The organism is Aeromicrobium sp. NPDC092404 (assembly GCF_040684095.1).
Taxonomy (GTDB): Bacteria; Actinomycetota; Actinomycetes; order Propionibacteriales; family Nocardioidaceae; genus Aeromicrobium.
On record NZ_JBFBFI010000002.1, the window covers coordinates 497,177 to 512,594 of the forward strand.

Annotated in this window: 16 protein-coding genes; 12 read left to right on the top strand and 4 right to left on the bottom strand. The window is 69.5% G+C overall.

Annotated features, from left to right (window positions below):
• Nucleotides 1-103 precede the first annotated feature (103 nt).
• The 3 genes from AB0N22_RS12870 to AB0N22_RS12880 all read left to right on the top strand — a co-directional run bounded on the left by AB0N22_RS12870 (nucleotide 104) and on the right by AB0N22_RS12880 (nucleotide 2,069).
• Nucleotides 104-499 carry an ATP-binding protein gene (locus AB0N22_RS12870; RefSeq protein WP_364640634.1) on the top strand — a complete coding sequence of 132 codons (396 nt, stop codon included), beginning with the start codon at nucleotides 104-106 and terminating at the stop codon, nucleotides 497-499.
• A 55-nt stretch (nucleotides 500-554) separates the two neighbouring features.
• Complete coding sequence (locus AB0N22_RS12875; protein ID WP_364640637.1) at nucleotides 555-1,394, top strand: DUF5926 family protein; 840 nt, start codon at nucleotides 555-557, stop codon at nucleotides 1,392-1,394.
• 81 nt (nucleotides 1,395-1,475) lie between these two features.
• A complete protein-coding gene (locus tag AB0N22_RS12880; RefSeq protein ID WP_364640640.1) occupies nucleotides 1,476-2,069 on the top strand; it encodes a carboxymuconolactone decarboxylase family protein in 594 nt (197 codons plus the stop codon).
• On the opposite strand, the gene AB0N22_RS12885 is transcribed toward AB0N22_RS12880, so the two are convergent.
• Nucleotides 2,038-2,949 (bottom strand): sigma-70 family RNA polymerase sigma factor, encoded by a 912-nt coding sequence (locus tag AB0N22_RS12885; RefSeq protein ID WP_364640643.1) that lies wholly within the window; start codon nucleotides 2,947-2,949, stop codon nucleotides 2,038-2,040. The two genes, AB0N22_RS12880 and AB0N22_RS12885, sit on opposite strands and share 32 nt — an antisense overlap.
• 4 nt (nucleotides 2,950-2,953) lie before the next feature.
• Complete coding sequence (locus AB0N22_RS12890; RefSeq protein ID WP_364640646.1) at nucleotides 2,954-4,135, bottom strand: arginine deiminase; 1,182 nt, start codon at nucleotides 4,133-4,135, stop codon at nucleotides 2,954-2,956.
• A gap of 120 nt (nucleotides 4,136-4,255) precedes the next feature.
• On the opposite strand from AB0N22_RS12890, the gene AB0N22_RS12895 reads away from it, so the two are divergent.
• The 7 genes from AB0N22_RS12895 (at nucleotide 4,256) to AB0N22_RS12925 (ending at nucleotide 11,264) form a co-directional block, all read left to right on the top strand.
• Nucleotides 4,256-5,521 (top strand): hypothetical protein, encoded by a 1,266-nt coding sequence (locus AB0N22_RS12895; protein ID WP_364640648.1) that lies wholly within the window; start codon nucleotides 4,256-4,258, stop codon nucleotides 5,519-5,521.
• A 75-nt stretch (nucleotides 5,522-5,596) separates the two neighbouring features.
• Nucleotides 5,597-6,310, top strand: a complete 714-nt coding sequence (locus tag AB0N22_RS12900) for a beta-phosphoglucomutase family hydrolase (RefSeq protein WP_364640651.1) — start codon at nucleotides 5,597-5,599, stop codon at nucleotides 6,308-6,310.
• Nucleotides 6,307-8,793 (top strand): glycosyl hydrolase family 65 protein, encoded by a 2,487-nt coding sequence (locus tag AB0N22_RS12905; protein ID WP_364640654.1) that lies wholly within the window; start codon nucleotides 6,307-6,309, stop codon nucleotides 8,791-8,793. The genes AB0N22_RS12900 and AB0N22_RS12905 overlap by 4 nt, the downstream gene beginning before the upstream one ends.
• A gap of 118 nt (nucleotides 8,794-8,911) precedes the next feature.
• Nucleotides 8,912-9,301 carry a hypothetical protein gene (locus AB0N22_RS12910; RefSeq protein WP_364640657.1) on the top strand — a complete coding sequence of 130 codons (390 nt, stop codon included), beginning with the start codon at nucleotides 8,912-8,914 and terminating at the stop codon, nucleotides 9,299-9,301.
• Nucleotides 9,302-9,337: 36 nt separating this feature from the next.
• Nucleotides 9,338-10,345: an adenosine deaminase gene (locus AB0N22_RS12915; RefSeq protein WP_364640660.1), complete on the top strand. Its 1,008-nt coding sequence runs from the start codon at nucleotides 9,338-9,340 to the stop codon at nucleotides 10,343-10,345.
• Between the two features lie 97 nt (nucleotides 10,346-10,442).
• Nucleotides 10,443-10,763 (top strand): metalloregulator ArsR/SmtB family transcription factor, encoded by a 321-nt coding sequence (locus AB0N22_RS12920; protein ID WP_364640663.1) that lies wholly within the window; start codon nucleotides 10,443-10,445, stop codon nucleotides 10,761-10,763.
• A 24-nt stretch (nucleotides 10,764-10,787) separates the two neighbouring features.
• Complete coding sequence (locus AB0N22_RS12925) at nucleotides 10,788-11,264, top strand: SRPBCC domain-containing protein (protein ID WP_364640666.1); 477 nt, start codon at nucleotides 10,788-10,790, stop codon at nucleotides 11,262-11,264.
• A 12-nt stretch (nucleotides 11,265-11,276) separates the two neighbouring features.
• Here AB0N22_RS12925 and AB0N22_RS12930 read toward each other — a convergent pair whose 3' ends face one another.
• Complete coding sequence (locus AB0N22_RS12930) at nucleotides 11,277-12,893, bottom strand: YegS/Rv2252/BmrU family lipid kinase (protein ID WP_364640669.1); 1,617 nt, start codon at nucleotides 12,891-12,893, stop codon at nucleotides 11,277-11,279.
• A gap of 72 nt (nucleotides 12,894-12,965) precedes the next feature.
• Here AB0N22_RS12930 and serS point away from each other — a divergent pair, with 72 nt between their 5' ends.
• Both serS and AB0N22_RS12940 read left to right on the top strand, forming a co-directional pair.
• The gene (gene serS / locus AB0N22_RS12935) at nucleotides 12,966-14,234 is read left to right on the top strand and encodes a serine--tRNA ligase (RefSeq protein ID WP_364640672.1); all 1,269 of its coding nucleotides are present in this window, start codon (nucleotides 12,966-12,968) and stop codon (nucleotides 14,232-14,234) included.
• Nucleotides 14,231-15,016, top strand: coding sequence for an HAD family hydrolase (locus AB0N22_RS12940; protein WP_364640674.1), 786 nt, complete (start codon nucleotides 14,231-14,233; stop codon nucleotides 15,014-15,016). Before serS ends, AB0N22_RS12940 begins: the two co-directional genes overlap by 4 nt.
• Here AB0N22_RS12940 and AB0N22_RS12945 read toward each other — a convergent pair.
• Entirely contained in the window at nucleotides 15,013-15,417 is a 405-nt protein-coding gene (locus AB0N22_RS12945) for a secondary thiamine-phosphate synthase enzyme YjbQ (protein WP_364640677.1), read from the bottom strand. The two genes, AB0N22_RS12940 and AB0N22_RS12945, sit on opposite strands and share 4 nt — an antisense overlap.
• Nucleotide 15,418: the final 1 nt, after the last annotated feature.

Consider the following 15,418-nt stretch of genomic DNA (forward strand, 5'->3'; position numbering starts at 1 on the left):
GCGATGGACCCCTTCGTGTAGTTACTTTGGGCTATAGATGTGTCGCTAGCCGCCACCGCGGAGGCAGCGACACCGCCGTGTCGGTCTGCAGAAAGGTGGTGTCATGAAGGCTCATGACACGATCCGTCTGCCCTTCGCGTTCTCGACGCCGGGCATCGCCCGCACCCGTCTCGCCGCCTTCCTGACGGTCAATCGAGCCTCCAACGAGGTCATCGACGATGCCCTCATCGTCATCAGCGAGATGATCGCCAACGCGGTCAGCCACGGTGTGCCCACGTCCGACGGCACGATCGAGATCTCCTGGGCGATCAACGGCACGCTCCTCGAGCTCAGCGTCTACGACGCCGGTCAGGGTGGCTCGCTCAAGCCGATCGACTTCGACGAGGACTCCCTCAGCGGCCGCGGCCTGTCGATCATCAACCGGGTCGCCGACCGCTGGTGGGTCGACATGTCGACGGGCACGCGGGTCAACGCGGAGCTGGGTCTCAGCCCGCACTGATCCCTCAGCAGCCTCGTGGGCCGAGGCCTCATGGGGTCGCCTAGAGTGACCCCTCATGGGCAAGAAGTCGCGACTCAAGAACAAGGCCGCCAAGAAGGACCGCATGCCGTTCGTGGCACGCACCTTCGAAGGGCTCCCCAACGAGGCCGACTGGATCGCGCTGCGCGAGTTCGTGCCGTCGGCGACCGCGACGGTCACGCTGGCCTCGGGCCAGTCCGTCAAGGTGTGCTCGCTCCTGCCGGGCAACGGGGCAGGCATCGTGCGGCCCGACGGCGAGATCTGGGTCGGCCTGCAGGTCGCCCACAACTTCGGTGACACGAGCCGCGACCTGGCGTACGTCGTCGAGACCGCGCTCGAGATGGAACCCGGCCAGCCCGTCCCCATGGGCGATCCCGGCGTCGGCCCCCGGCTGCAGGACCTGGTCGACCCGTCGAGCCCCTTCGAGGTCGAGGTGCACCAGGGCTTCGACTACTGGGTCGAGGGCACCGACGAGCGGCCCGAGACGGCCGAGCTGCTGGCCGAGGCCAACCAGTCGATCGCCCCGACGGTCAAGCTGGAGTCGGTCGACTCCGCGTACTGGACCGAGATGGGCTCACAGCGGTTCCTCCGTTGGGTCATGACCGAGGACGAGACGCCGCTGCTCGATGCGCTGGCACGGCTCAAGGTGCGTGGCGAGGAGACGCTCGGCGAGGGGACCAAGCTCATCGGGCACTTTCGCGTGCACGGCCGGCTCGTCCCGGTGTGGGAGTTCGACGCCGATGCCGCCGACCTGGAGAAGCCGGCGCAGGAGTTCCGCACCCGCCTCGACGCGGCGCTCGCTGACGACTCCCCACTGACCTCGGAGCAGCGCTCAGCCCGTGGCGCCCTCGTCAGCGGCCAGGTCTCGATCCGCTAGGACCGCTGCTGTCACACATCTGGGGGCTGCGTCGTCTGAGGGGTGAGCGGCGCGAGGGCGCCGCAGGACAGGAGTATCCCCATGCCTCGCATCCCCGCACTCGCTCCCCAGGACGCCGGCCCGGTCGTGAAGCTCGGGTACCGGATGGCCCGCAAGCAGCTGGGTGAGGTGCCGGAGCCGTTCGCGGTCATGGCGCACCATCGCAAGCTCTTCGTCCTCGCAGCCCGCCACGAGCTGGCCCTGCAGAAGGCCATGCACGTGGTGCCGCAGCACCTGGTCGAGCTCGCCGTCTACCGGACGGCGTGGACCGTCGGCTGCTCGTGGTGCGTCGACTTCGGCGCGATGCTGCAGCGGATGGACGGGCTGGACATCGACCGGCTCAAGGAGATCGGTGAGTTCGAGACCTCGGACAAGTTCACTGAGGACGAGCGGGAGGTCATCCGGCTCGCCGACGCCATGACGGCGACGCCGATGACCGTGACGGACGAGCAGGTCGCGTCCCTGGTCGAGAAGTACGGGCACGACGGCGTCCTGGAGCTGACCTACCAGATCTCGCACGAGAACCAGCGGGCCCGGATGAACCACGCCCTCGGCATCACCGACCAGGGCTTCAGCTCCGGAGATCAGTGCCGCGTGCCGTGGCTCACGGACGAACCGGCCAGTCAGGCAGTCTGACGCCGGAGAACTTCTCGGGGTTGGCCACGTCGTACGTCGCCCAGACCAGCCCGTCACGGACGGTGAAGCCACCGATCCGGGCCGGCGAGCTGAGCTTCTCCGTCTCGCCGGTCCAGCCGCGGCTCACGACACCGAGCTGTCCGTTGACCATGGCGGGCTGCATCGCGCCCAGGCTGTCGGGACCGTAGCGGCGCAGGAGACCGAGGTAGAAGCGCGCGACCTTGTCGGCGCCGCGGACGACCTGGGCGGCCGTGCTGGTCGTGCCGTTCGAGTCGCCGATCATGAGGGCGTCGGGGTGGAGCGTCGCCAGCACGGCGTCGAGGTCGCCGGACGCCATCGCGGCGAGGAAGCGGCCCACCGCGGCGTCGTGCTCCTCGTCGTCGACCGGAGGCGGTGGGTCGGCGACGGCCTTGCGGGCGCGCGACGCGAGCTGGCGGGCGTTGGCGGGTTCGATCGACAGCACCTCGGCGATCTCGGCGAACGGCACGCCGAAGGCGTCGTGCAGCACGAAGGCCACCCGTTGGTCGGGCGGCAGCACGTCGAGGACGACGAGCGCCGCGAGGCGGTTGTCCTCCTGCTGGACCACCGCAGCGAGAGGGTCGGCGGACCCTTCCACGGGAGTGACGACCGGCTCGGGGAGCCACTGTCCGACGTACGTCTCCCGGCGGGCAACGGCCGAGGTCAGTCGGTCGAGGCACAACCGGCTGACGACGGTCGTGAGCCAGGCCTGCAGGTTGTCGATCCCGGTCTCGGTGCGAGCCAGTCGGAGCCAGGCCTCCTGCACGGCGTCCTCGGCGTCGGCGACGCTGCCGGTGAGCCGGTAGGCCACGTGGAGGAGTCGTGGCCGCTCGGCCTCGAACGTGTCGACCAGTGTCGTCATGGGCTCAGTCGCGGTCGATCGGGCAGGACATGCAGCGAGGACCGCCGCGGCCCGAGCCGAGCTCGGAGCCGCTGATCGCGACGACCTCGATGCCGTGCTCCTCGAGGCGGGCATTGGTCTGCTCGTTGCGCTCGTACGCCACGGCGAGCCGCGGGCCGATCGCGAGCGTGTTGTTGCCGTCGTCCCACTGCTCGCGCTCGGCCGTGACCGGGTCGAGCCCCGTGTCGATCTGGTGCAGCGTGTCGATCCCCATCGCCTCGGCGGCCGCGGTGAAGAACGACTGCTCGCCGGCGACCACGAGCTCGTCGCCGCTGACGGTCACGGCATGGGCCCGCAGGTCATGGGCCATGTTGGGGTAGATCACGACGGTGTCGACGTCGACCATCGTGACGATCGTGTCGAGGTGCATCGTGGCGCGCTCCTGCGCGATCGGCACCGCGAGCACGGTGTGGGCCAGGCCGCCGGTCAGCACCTGACGCGCGAAGCGCTCGAAGCCGGCCGGGGTCGTGCGCTCGCCGACGCCGACGGCGATGACGCCGGGTGCCAGCAGCAGGACGTCGCCGCCCTCGACGTGCTCGAGGTGCGGTCCGTGCACGCGCGGCACCCCGGCGAACCGCGGGTGGTGCTCATAGATCAGCCCGGTGAGCTGGGTCTCGCGGATGCGGGCCGGCATGGCCAAACTCGTCACCGCGACATGGCGGGGCAGCCACACCGACGAGTCGCGCGTGAACAACAGGTTGGGCAGCGGCTCGATGAGGAAGTCCTCGGGAGGCAGCAGGCTCGTGACGATGCTGCGGAAGCTCGTGACCTCGTCGTTGCGCAGGCCCGCAGTCAGGGTCAGCGCCAGCTCCTCGGGCGCCAGGTCGGTCATCACCCGAGCGATGTGCCGGCGCAGCCCGTCGCCGAGACGGAGGCTCGCCGTGGTGCTCTCGATGATCGTCGCGCGCGCCTCCTCGACGGCCAGCGCCTCGACCAGCAGCTCGACGAGGTAGAGCACCTCGACGTCGCGGTCGCGCAGGGCCTGGGCGAACGCGTCGTGCTCGTCCTGCGCGCGGCCGAGCCAGGGGATGCCGTCGAACAGCAGCTGGTCGTTGTTGCGGGGGGTCAGCCGACCCAGCTCAGGACCGGGCCGGTGCAGCATGACCGTACGCAGGCGACCGACTTCGCTGTCCGCTCCGAGATCCATGGAGTCACCCTAGGCCACCACATGGCGCCGCTGCGGGGCGAGAGTCGCGATTTCGCTGCGGTTCGGGAAAGGCTGTTCTAGTGTCGGTCTCACGAGGGAACACACCAACCGGAGACTCCCATGCGCATCCTCCCCGTCCGCCCCCTTCGTCAGGCGTCGGCGGCGCTCCTCGCCGCCGTGTGCCTCGTCGGCGTCTCGCCCTCCAGCGCCAAGGCCGCCGACCCCGGCCCGACCGGCATCGACCTCGGCAGCCTCCTCTGCCGGCTCGCCCTCGGCTCGATGGTCAACACGTCGCCACCGGCGATCACCGGCACCGCCAAGGTCGCCTCGACGCTGACGGCGAGCCCCGGCACGTGGTCGCCGACGGGTGCGACGTTCACCTATCAGTGGCTGGCCGACGGGGCACCGGTCACCGCCGCCACGACCTCGACGACGTACGTGGTCCCGGGTGGCGCGGTCGGCAAGAAGATCTCGGTCAAGGTGACTGCCGCCAAGTGCATGACCGCCTCGGCCAGCGCCACAAGTCCGCAGACCGCGGCCGTGCCGGCCCCGACCGCACTCGGCCACGCCGTCCCCACCATCACCGGCACTCCGAAGGTCGGCGAGACCTTGACCGCCAACGAGGGCACGTGGACGCCGGACGGGGTGGCGTTCACCTACCAGTGGCGCGCTGAAGGTGCCCCCATCAGCGGCGCGACGGCCAGGACCTACGCGCCAACCGCTGCGGACGTCGGCAAGCGGATCCAGGTGACCGTCACCGGCAGCAAGCCGGGCTGGCTCACCACGTTCGCCACGAGCGCGGCCACCGCGGCGGTCGTCCCGGCGGCGGCGCAGCCGGTCGTGAACTCCGTGGCGCCGACCCTGAGCGGCACGCCCAAGGTCGGGCAGACGATGACCGTCAACCCCGGCACCTGGTCGCCGGCCGGCGTGACGTTCACCTATCAGTGGCTGGTCGACGGCGTCCCCGTCGCCGGCGCGACGTCGTCGACGTTCGCCCCCGGCTCGTCACGTGTGGGCAAGAAGCTCTCCGTCGCGGTGACCGGCGCCAAGGCCGGCTACACCTCCGTGACCGTCACGACCGCCGAGTCCGCACCCGTCGAGCAGATCCCCGCCCTCGGCTACGCCGTCCCGACGATCACCGGTACACCCAAGGTGGGCGAGACGTTGACGGCCAACGAGGGCACGTGGACGCCCGACGGCGTGACGTTCACCTACCAGTGGTTCGCCGAGGGCGTCGCGGTCACCGGAGCGACGGCCAAGACGTACGTCCTGACGGCCGCCGAGGTCGGCAAGCGGATGCAGGTGCGGGTGACCGGATCGAAGCCCGGCTACCTCAACACCTTCGCGACCAGCACACCGACGGTGAAAGTCGTGGCAGCGGGCTGACGCCGCGGATTCTGTGTCGAGAGACGCACCCGATTGTGTAACGGTGCGACCCCTCGCGGGCATACGCTCGTACGTGTGGATTGGAACGACTACGACGCTGCGCTCTTCGACCTCGACGGTGTGATCACGCCGACGGCCGAGGTGCACATGCGCGCCTGGGCCCAGATGTTCGGTGACTTCCTGCGCGAGCGGGGGATCGCGGAGCCGTACACCGATGACGACTACTACACGTACGTCGACGGCAAGCCCCGCTATGAGGGCGTCCGGTCGTTCCTGGCGAGCCGGGGCATCGAGCTCCCCGCGGGCGATCCGACCGACGCCCCGTCGTCGGTGACCGTCGCCGGACTCGGCAACCGCAAGAACGCCGACTTCGAGCAGATCCTCCAGACCGACGGCGTCGTGCCCTACCCTGGCTCGGTCCAGCTCGTCGACGCGCTGGTCGAGCGCGGCACCAAGATGGCGGTCGTCTCGAGCTCGCGCAACGCCCCCGCGGTGCTGCGCGCAGCCGGCATGATCGACTTCTTCCCCGTCATCGTCGACGGCAAGGTGGCGGCCGAGCGCGGCCTCGCCGGGAAGCCGCAGCCCGACACGTTCCTCGACGCCGCCGAGCAGCTCGGTGTGTCCAAGGACCGGGCCGTGGTGTTCGAGGACGCCCTGTCCGGCGTCGCCGCCGGTCGCGCGGGCGACTTCGGCCTCGTGATCGGCGTCGACCGTGGGGCCGGCCCCGACAAGCTCCTGGCCAGCGGCGCCGACGTCGTCGTCAGCGACCTGGACGAGCTGCTGCCATGACCGGGCCGTCGCACGTCGCGCCGCACATCCACGACTTCCTGGACCGGTCGCGCTATCCCGTCGACGAGTGGTCGCTCGTCGAGACCCACGTCGACAGCCACGATCTCGGCACGACAGAGACGTTGTTCTCCGTCGGCAACGGCTACCTCGGACTGCGGGGCAACGTCGACGAGGGCCGCGACTCGTACTCGCACGGCACCTACATCAACGGCTTCCACGAGACGTGGCCGATCCAGCACGCCGAGGAGGCGTTCGGCTTCGCGCGCGTGGGTCAGACGATCGTCAACGCGCCCGACGCCAAGGTCATCCGGCTCTACGTCGACGACGAGCCGCTGCTCCTGCAGATCGCCGACCTCATGGAGTACGAGCGCCGCATCGACTTCCGGGCCGGCGTGATGTCGCGCGAGATCCTGTGGCGCACGCCCGGCGGCAAGCGGGTGCAGATCCGGTCACGGCGCATGGTCTCGTTCACGCAGAAGCACCTCGCGGTCATGACGTTCGAGGTCACGATGCTCGACGACTACGCACCCGTGGCGATCTCGTCGCAGATCCTCAACCGGCAAGACGGCGAGGACGAGTACCACGTCCGCGACAAGGCGATGGGCGAAGGCGTCGACCCGCGCAAAGCCAGCAGCATGCGGCACCGCGTCCTGATCCCGCAGAGCAACTCCGGCACCGCCGCCGACGGTCGCGTGGGGCTGGGCTACCAGTGCACCGAGAGCGGCATGACGATCGCGGTCGCCGCGGACCACCAGCTCGAGACCGCCAACACCTACACCCAGCGGGTGCAGACCGGCGACGACCTGGCCAAGGTGACCTATCGCATCGACGCCGAGCCGGGTCAGCCGATCACGTTGACCAAGATGGTCAGCTATCACACGTCGCGCGGCGTGCCGTCCCGCGAGCTCCTGGACCGCTGCAACCGTACGCTCGACCGCTCACGCGACGAGGGGCTCGACCAGCAGCTGGCCGACCAGCGTCAGTGGCTCGACGACTTCTGGGAGCGGTCGGACGTCGAGATCCCGGGACAGCCGGCCGTGCAGCAGGCGGTGCGCTGGAACCTCTTCCAGCTCGCGCAGGCGTCGGCCCGCGCCGAGGGCACGGGCATCCCCGCCAAGGGCGTCACCGGCTCGGGCTACGGCGGTCACTACTTCTGGGACACCGAGGTCTACGTCCTGCCCTTCCTCACCTACACGACGCCGCGGGCCGCGCGCAACGCGCTGCGGTTCCGCTACACGCTGCTCGACGCGGCCCGCAGCCGGGCCAAGCAGCTGGCGCAGCACGGTGCCCTGTTCCCCTGGCGAACGATCAACGGTGAGGAGGCGTCGGCCTACTACGCCGCCGGCACCGCGCAGTACCACATCGACGCCGACATCTCGTACGCCCTGAGCCAGTACCTCGCGGCGACCGGCGACATCGACTTCCTGACCCGCGAGGGCATCGACGTGCTCGTCGAGACCGCCCGCATGTGGGTCGACCTCGGCTTCTGGCGCAACGAGGAGGACGGGACGTTCCACATCCATGGCGTGACCGGTCCGGACGAGTACACGACGGTCGTCAACGACAACCTCTTCACCAACGTCATGGCCCGCTTCAACCTGCGCCGGGCCGCCGAGGCCGTGCGTGAGCTCGCGATCCGCGACGGCATCGAGTACGACCGCGTGGTCGCACGGCTCGAGCTCGACGAGCGGGAGGTCGCCGCCTGGGAGCGCGCTGCGGCCGACATGGCGATCCCCTACGACGAGCACATGGGCGTGCACCCGCAGGACCAGCACTTCCTCGAGCGCGAGGTGTGGGACCTCGCCAACACGCCCATGGACAAGCGGCCCCTGCTGCTGCACTACCACCCGCTGGTGATCTACCGGTTCCAGGTGCTCAAGCAGGCCGACGTGGTGCTCGCGCTCTTCCTGCAGGGCGACCAGTTCGATCCCGAGCAGAAGCGCGCCGACTTCGAGTACTACGACCCGATCACGACGGGCGACTCGACGCTGTCGGCGGTCGTGCAGTCGATCATCGCGGCCGAGGTCGGCTACCACGATCTCGCGCTGCGCTACTTCCTGTCGGCGCTGTTCGTCGACCTGGCCGACCGGCACCACAACACCTCCGACGGCGTCCACGTGGCGTCGACCGGCGGCGTGTGGGGCGCGCTGGTCAACGGCTTCGGCGGCTTCCGCGACTACCAGGGCGTGTTCACGCTCGACCCGCGCCTGCCGGAGTCGTGGGAGTCACTGACCTTCCGTGTGACGCTTCGCGGGACCCGCGTACGCGTGACGGTGCTGCCCGACAGCGTCGAGCTCAGCGTCGAGGAGGGCAAGGAAGCGACCCTCGTGGTCCGCGGCCGCGAGGTGACCGTGCTGCCCGGCGACCCGGTGACCGTGCCGATCGAGGGCCAGGGGCCGCGCATCGAGGGCGAGCCGCCCCCGGTGCCCGGACGCCGGCGCTCGGACGGCACGATCATCGCGGCGATCGTCCCCGGGAGCTGACCCGCACGACGCCGTCGGTGTCTGGTCCTTTCGAGTCATAAATCGGTCGTTCGAACGTCTCAAGCACGGGAAAGACCTACTCTGAAAACGGAGTCGAGACGTATCGAGAGGCAGTGCAGTGATCACCGTCATGTGGAAGACCGCGGAGGGCGAGACCGGTGAGGTCACGCTCGACGGCGACGCGAAATGGACCTTCGGACGCACTGGCGGCGCCGAGGACCTGACCGTGGCGGTCGACAACCCGGCCGTCAGCCGTACGGCCCTGGTGATCCGCGACGCCGGGCCGGGCCCGGTCGTGTTCCGCGGCCAGACCGACAACGGCGCCAAGGTCGCGCTGGTCAGCGTCATCGGCTCGATCACCTGGCTCGACGAGGGCACCGCCGGCAACCTGACGGCTGAGGAGAACCGGGTCGAGTTCTCGATCAACGACGAGGTCCTGGTCACGGTCGACATCGAGTTCGAGCAGCGCGGCAGCGTCGTCGAGCGGCAGCGCGCCTCCGACTCCTGAGGCACGTCGCGGTCGCCGATCGGTAGGGTCGACCGCATGTCGTTCGTCTCCGGTCTGCCCAAGGCAGAGCTTCACGTCCACCACGTCGGTTCGGCCTCGATGCGCACGGTCGCCGAGCTGGCCGAGCGCCACGCCGGGAGCACCACGGTGCCGACCGATCCTGAGGCGCTCGGCGAGTTCTTCACGTTCACCGACTTCGCGCACTTCGTCGAGGTCTACCTCTCGGTCGTCGACCTGCTGCGCACGCCCGAAGATCTCTGGACCCTGACCTATGACGTCGCCCGTGACCTGTCTGAGCAGAACGTCAGGTATGTCGAGCTGACCTGCACGCCGTACACCTCGATCGCTGTCGGCATCAGTGCCGAGGCCTACTGCGAGGCGCTCGAGGACGCGCGTCGTCGGGCCGAGGCGGACTTCGGGCTGACGATGCGGTGGTGCTTCGACATCCCCGGGGAGTCCGGCGTGCCGTCAGCCGACATCACGCTCGACACGGCGCTGCGGCTGCAGCCCGCCGGGCTCGTGAGCTTCGGTCTCGGCGGCCCGGAGATCGGTGTCCCGCGGCCGCAGTTCGCCCCCCACTTCCAGCAGGCGATCGCGGCCGGCCTGCACAGCGTCCCGCACGCCGGTGAGTCGACCGGACCCGAGACGATCTGGGACGCGATCAACCATCTCGGCGCCGAGCGCATCGGCCACGGCATCGCCGCCGCCCAGGACCCGGCGCTCATGACCCACCTCGCCGATCACGGCATCACGCTCGAGGTGTGCCCGACGTCGAACGTCCGCACGCGCTCCGTGCCGTCGCTCGAGGAGCACCCGCTGCCGACCCTCGTCGCCGCGGGCGTACCGGTCACGATCAACTCCGACGACCCGCCGATGTTCTCCACGACCCTCAACCATGAGTACGAGGTCGCGGCCCAGCTCCTGGGTCTCGACGACCAGGGCATCGCGGACCTCGCCCGTGCGTCGGTGCGGGCATCGTTCGCCGACGACTCCACCAAGGCGAGCATCCTCGCGGAGATCGACGGCTACGCCACCTCCGCCTGACGCGGCCAGGTCACCGCTCCTTCGTGCGAGGGCTTGACGCTTCCATCGCCACGTGGTTATCTATAACCATCAAGTTACATAAAGGAATGGTTATCGAATGAGTGACGAGCAGCTCGACCTCGTGTTCGGTGCGTTGGCCGACCGCACGCGCCGCGCCATCCTGGCCCGGCTCGCGCGGGAGGACGCCAACGTCGGCGACCTCACGGCACTGTTCACGATGTCACAGCCGGCCATCTCCAAGCACCTCAAGGTGCTCGAGCAGGCCGGACTGATCTCGCGCAACCGGCAGGGGACCATGCGCCTCAGCCATCTCGAGGCAGGGCCCCTCAAGCAGGCCACCGGATGGTTGGCCGACTACCGGGAGTACTGGACCGAGAGCTATGCGCGACTCGACGAGCTGCTCGACTCGCTGGACTGACCACACACCCAGAGGAGAAGCATCATGAACGCCACCAAGGAAACGACGATCGAGACCCCCGGCACCCACGCCATCACGATCAGCCGCGACTTCGATGCTCCGGTCGACAAGGTCTTCCGGGCGATGACCGAGCCCGAGCTCATCGCGCGTTGGATGGGGCCGAAGTACCTGACCAACGTCGAGATCGTGAACGACGCGCACCACGGCGGGACGTGGAAGCTCGTCCAGCGCGATCCCGACGGCAACGAGTACGCCTTCAGGGGCGTCTTCCACGGGGAGCAGACCCCCGAGCTGTCGATGCGGACGTTCGAGTGGCTCGGCATGCCCGGCCACGTCTCGTTCGAGACGCTGCGGCTCGAGGACCTCGGTGACGGTCGTACCCGCTCGGTCGGCGTCTCGGTCTTCACCACGACCGAGGACCGCGACGGCATGGCCGCCAACATGGAGCAGGGCGTCCTCGACGGCTACGAGCGCCTCGACGAGATCCTCGAGTCGCTGTGACGGAGCTCTGAGTCAGATCGCGGTGGCCGGCGCCGGGGCCAGGGGCACACGGACGAGCAGCACGCCGGGCTGGACCTCGGCGGTGATCTCCTGGCCCTCGCCGACCGGGTCGCCGTCGAGCTGCATCGGCATCTTCTTCTCGGCCTTGATGTGGACCTTGTGGCCGGTGAGGCGGTCGAGCCGCTCGTTCGTACGCTTCTGGCGCCCGACGACCCGCACGATGATCGCGAGCCAGCCGATGAATCGCTTGGGCGCCAGCACCACGACGTCGAGCCTGCCGTCGTCGATCTGCGCGTCGGGCAGCAACGGGATGCCGCCCTGGAGGAAGCCGACGTTGCCGACGACGACCGTACGGGCACGGAACTTCTTGAACTCGCCGTCGTCCACGGCGATCTGCACCTTCATGGCCGGGAAGCGGGCGGCCTTGACGCCGCTGACGAAGTAGGCGAGCCAGCCGACCTTGCTCTTGAGCTGGTCGTTGACGCCGGTCATGATCGCCGCGTCCATGCCGAGGCCGGCCATGACGAGGAACGTCGTGTTGGTGCCGGAGTCGGTCGTGAGCGTGGAGAGGTCGATCGCGCGGTCCTGACCGCCGAACACGACATCGAGGGCGTCACGGGTGTTGAGCGGGATCGACAGGTTGCGGGCCAGGAGGTTGCCGGTGCCATGGGGCAGGATGCCGACCGCGACGCCGGTGCGGGCGACCTCCTCGCAGACCGCTCGCACGGTGCCGTCGCCGCCGGCCGCGACGATGAGGTCGACGTCGGCCCGCAGCGCCGCACTGGCCTGCCCGTGGCCGGGATCCTCGACCGTGGTCTCGAACCACATCGGCTCGTTCCACCCGTCGCGCTGGGCGACGAGGCGGACGCGCTCCTTGAACGCCTCGACGTCGGCGATCTTGGAGGGGTTGAGCACAACGGCAGCCCGCTTGCGCCCGCTGCCGGTGATGGCCGCCAGCTCGTGGGGCACACGGGTCGCGTCGGCGACGAGGAGGATCCACAGGCCGAGGGCGACTGCCGTGCCGAAGCTGAGGCCGGCGACGACGTCGCTGAGGTAGTGCACGCCGAGGAAGATGCGGTCGGCACCGACCGCCAGGCCCATGAGCGCCAGGAGCGTGATGATGATCCGGCGCTTCCAGCCGCGTCCGGTCAGCACGATCGTCAGGAGGATCGCGACCGTGAACAGCATCCCCGACCCTGACGAGTGCCCGCTCGGGAAGGAGTAGCCGCCGATCTCGTGCAGCGGCTTCTCGAAGACCGGGCGCTCCCGCTCGTACGCGAGCTTGATGAGCGCATTGCCGCCGATCGCGACGACACCGCTCAGGACGATCCAGATCGCCACCCGGCGCTCGTGCCGCCAGAGGGAGTACGCCGCGAGGAGGGCCAGCACGATTCCGGCACCGGCGTTGCTGAAGACCAACGCGACTACGTCGAGCACGTCGACGAAACCGTTGTTGCCGGAGCTGAAGTCGTACGCCTCCTGGGCGACGTCACGGTCGAGGTCGAGGATCGCGTCGGTTCCCGCGCCGATGCAGATCGCCAGGATCAAGAACAGCGTCGTCGGCACGGCGAGCGCCCACAGGAGGATGGACCGGCGCGCAGGCGCGGCACGGCGCAGATCGAACGACAAGCTTCCTCCTCAGGGGTCGACCCAGCCTAATGGACTGCTTGGGGGTCGGCAGCCGGGCGATAGGCTGAGGCAGTGATCGACGCCCGAATCCTGCGAGAAGACCCCGACGCCGTACGCGCTGCCCAAAGGCGTCGAGGCGAGTCCACCGACCTGGTCGACGAGCTGATCAATGCCGACGAGCGGCGCCGGTCGACGATCTCGGCGTTCGAGGCCGTGCGGGGCGAGCAGAAGGGCCTCGGCAAGCTCATCCCCAAGGCGCAGGGCGACGAGAAGCAGGAGCTCCTGGCCCGGGCCAAGGAGCTGAGCCAGCAGGTCAAGGACGCCGAGGCCGCGCAGGTCGAGGCGGCCGAGACGTACGACCGGCTCATCAAGGCCCTGCCCAACCTCGCCTCGCCGGATGCGCCCGAGGGCGGCGAGGACGACTTCGTCGTGCTCGACACCGTCGGCACGCCTCGCGACTTCGCCGCCGAGGGCTTCGAGCCACGCGACCACCTCGAGCTGGGCCAGCTGCTGGGCGCCATCGACACCGAGCGCGGCGCCAAGGTCAGCGGCTCCCGGTTCTACTTCCTCACCGGCGTCGGTGCCCAGCTCGAGCTCGCTCTGACGCAGCTCGCGATGAGCAAGGCCGCCGAGTGGGGCTTCACCCCGATGATCCCGCCGGCGCTGGTCAACGAGCGCGCGATGGAGGGCACCGGGTTCCTCGGCCAGGCGGCCGACGACGTCTACCACCTCGAGAAGGATGGCCTCTACCTCGTCGGCACGTCCGAGGTGCCGATGGCGGCCTACCACTCCGACGAGATCCTCGAGGCCGGCTCGCTGCCGCGACGCTATGCCGCGTTCAGCCCCTGCTACCGGCGCGAGGCCGGCTCGTACGGCAAGGACACGCGCGGCATCTTCCGCGTGCATTGGTTCGACAAGGTCGAGATGTTCGTCTACACGACGCTCGAGGAGTCCTACGCCGAGCACGAGCGCATCCTCGGGTGGGAGCGCGCCTGGCTCGACGCGCTCGAGCTGCCCTACCGCGTCATCGACGTGGCGTCCGGCGACCTCGGGCTCTCGGCGATCCGCAAGTTCGACTGCGAGGCGTGGATCCCGACGCAGGGCAAGTACCGCGAGGTCTCGTCGGCGTCCAACTGCACCGAGTTCCAGGCGCGACGCCTCGACATCCGGGTCCGCGGCGAGGAGCGCACCGTGCCGGCGGCGACCCTCAACGGCACGCTCTGCGCCATGACGCGCACGATCATCGCGCTGCTCGAGAACGGTCAGCAGGAGGACGGATCCGTACGACTTCCCGCGGCGCTGCACCCGCTGCTCGGCGAGGTCCTGAGGCCTCTGCAGTGACCTGGCGTCCTCGGCTCGTCGCGCTCGACGTCGACGGCACGATCGTCGACGGCGACAACGTCATGACCGACGCCGTACGCTCGGCGGTCCACGCCGTGCGCGACGCCGGCATCGAGACCGTCATCGCTACCGGTCGAGGGGTGCCCGGGGTCATGGACGCGGTCGACAACCTGCGGTTCACCGAGGGCTACGGGGTCGCGAGCAACGGCGCCGTCACGTTCCGCTACGACCCCGAGGTCGAGCTGATCGACGTCGTGACGTTCGATGCCAGCGAGGCGGTGCGCCGGGTGCTCGAGCACATGCCGGAGGCGCTCGTCGCGGTCGAGGAGGTCGGGGTGGGCTTCCGGCTCAACAAGCCGTTCCCCGACAACGAGATCTCCGGCCAGTTCGTGGTCGAGGACGTCGAGTCGCTGATCGCCGAGCCCGTGGCCCGCGTCGTGATCCGGTCGGCCGAGCACAGCCGCGACGAGTTCACCGCGATCGTCAGGGACCTCGGCCTGACCGGCACCAACTACTACATCGGCTACTCGGCGTGGCTCGACCTCGCACCCGAGGGGGTGTCCAAGGCGTCCGGGCTGGAGCTCCTCTGCGGCAAGCTCGGCATCGACCGTACCGAGGTGCTGGCCGTCGGCGACGGCAACAACGACCTGGAGATGATCGAGTGGGCCGGCCGAGGCGTCGCGATGGGTCAGGCGCCTGACGACGTCAAGGCCGTGGCGGACGCCGTGACCGGCACGATCGACGAGGACGGCCTCGCCACCGAGCTCCTCCGCCACCTCTAGCCGCGCAGGAAGCTGAGCCGCACCTCGCGGTCGGGGTTGTCGACGTTGGTGTCGACGAGGCACACCGACTGCCACGTGCCGAGCTGGAGCCGCCCGCCCAGGACCGGCACGGTCATCGATGGCGCGAGGAAGGCCGGCACGACGTGATCGCGCCCGTGTCCGGGCGTGCCGTGCTGGTGCACCCAGCGGTCGTCTCGCGGCAGCAGGTCGTCGAGCGCCGTCAGCAGGTCGTCGTCGCTGCCGGAGCCGGTCTCGATGATGGCCACTCCCGCCGTGGCGTGCGGGACGAACACGTGCAGCAACCCGTCCTGCTCGTCGCGGACGAACGCCGCGCACTCCGACGTCAGGTCGTGGACGACGGAGCGCCCACCGGCGCGTACGGGAAACGTCTCACTGCGCATG

Coding starts and splice junctions, on each gene's coding strand:
- AB0N22_RS12870 (WP_364640634.1), top strand. CDS start 104: ATGAAGGCTCATGACACGATCCGTCTGCCCTTCGCGTTCTCGACGCCG.
- AB0N22_RS12875 (WP_364640637.1), top strand. CDS start 555: ATGGGCAAGAAGTCGCGACTCAAGAACAAGGCCGCCAAGAAGGACCGC.
- AB0N22_RS12880 (WP_364640640.1), top strand. CDS start 1,476: ATGCCTCGCATCCCCGCACTCGCTCCCCAGGACGCCGGCCCGGTCGTG.
- AB0N22_RS12885 (WP_364640643.1), bottom strand. CDS start 2,949: ATGACGACACTGGTCGACACGTTCGAGGCCGAGCGGCCACGACTCCTC.
- AB0N22_RS12890 (WP_364640646.1), bottom strand. CDS start 4,135: ATGGATCTCGGAGCGGACAGCGAAGTCGGTCGCCTGCGTACGGTCATG.
- AB0N22_RS12895 (WP_364640648.1), top strand. CDS start 4,256: ATGCGCATCCTCCCCGTCCGCCCCCTTCGTCAGGCGTCGGCGGCGCTC.
- AB0N22_RS12905 (WP_364640654.1), top strand. CDS start 6,307: ATGACCGGGCCGTCGCACGTCGCGCCGCACATCCACGACTTCCTGGAC.
- AB0N22_RS12915 (WP_364640660.1), top strand. CDS start 9,338: ATGTCGTTCGTCTCCGGTCTGCCCAAGGCAGAGCTTCACGTCCACCAC.
- AB0N22_RS12920 (WP_364640663.1), top strand. CDS start 10,443: ATGAGTGACGAGCAGCTCGACCTCGTGTTCGGTGCGTTGGCCGACCGC.
- AB0N22_RS12925 (WP_364640666.1), top strand. CDS start 10,788: ATGAACGCCACCAAGGAAACGACGATCGAGACCCCCGGCACCCACGCC.
- AB0N22_RS12945 (WP_364640677.1), bottom strand. CDS start 15,417: ATGCGCAGTGAGACGTTTCCCGTACGCGCCGGTGGGCGCTCCGTCGTC.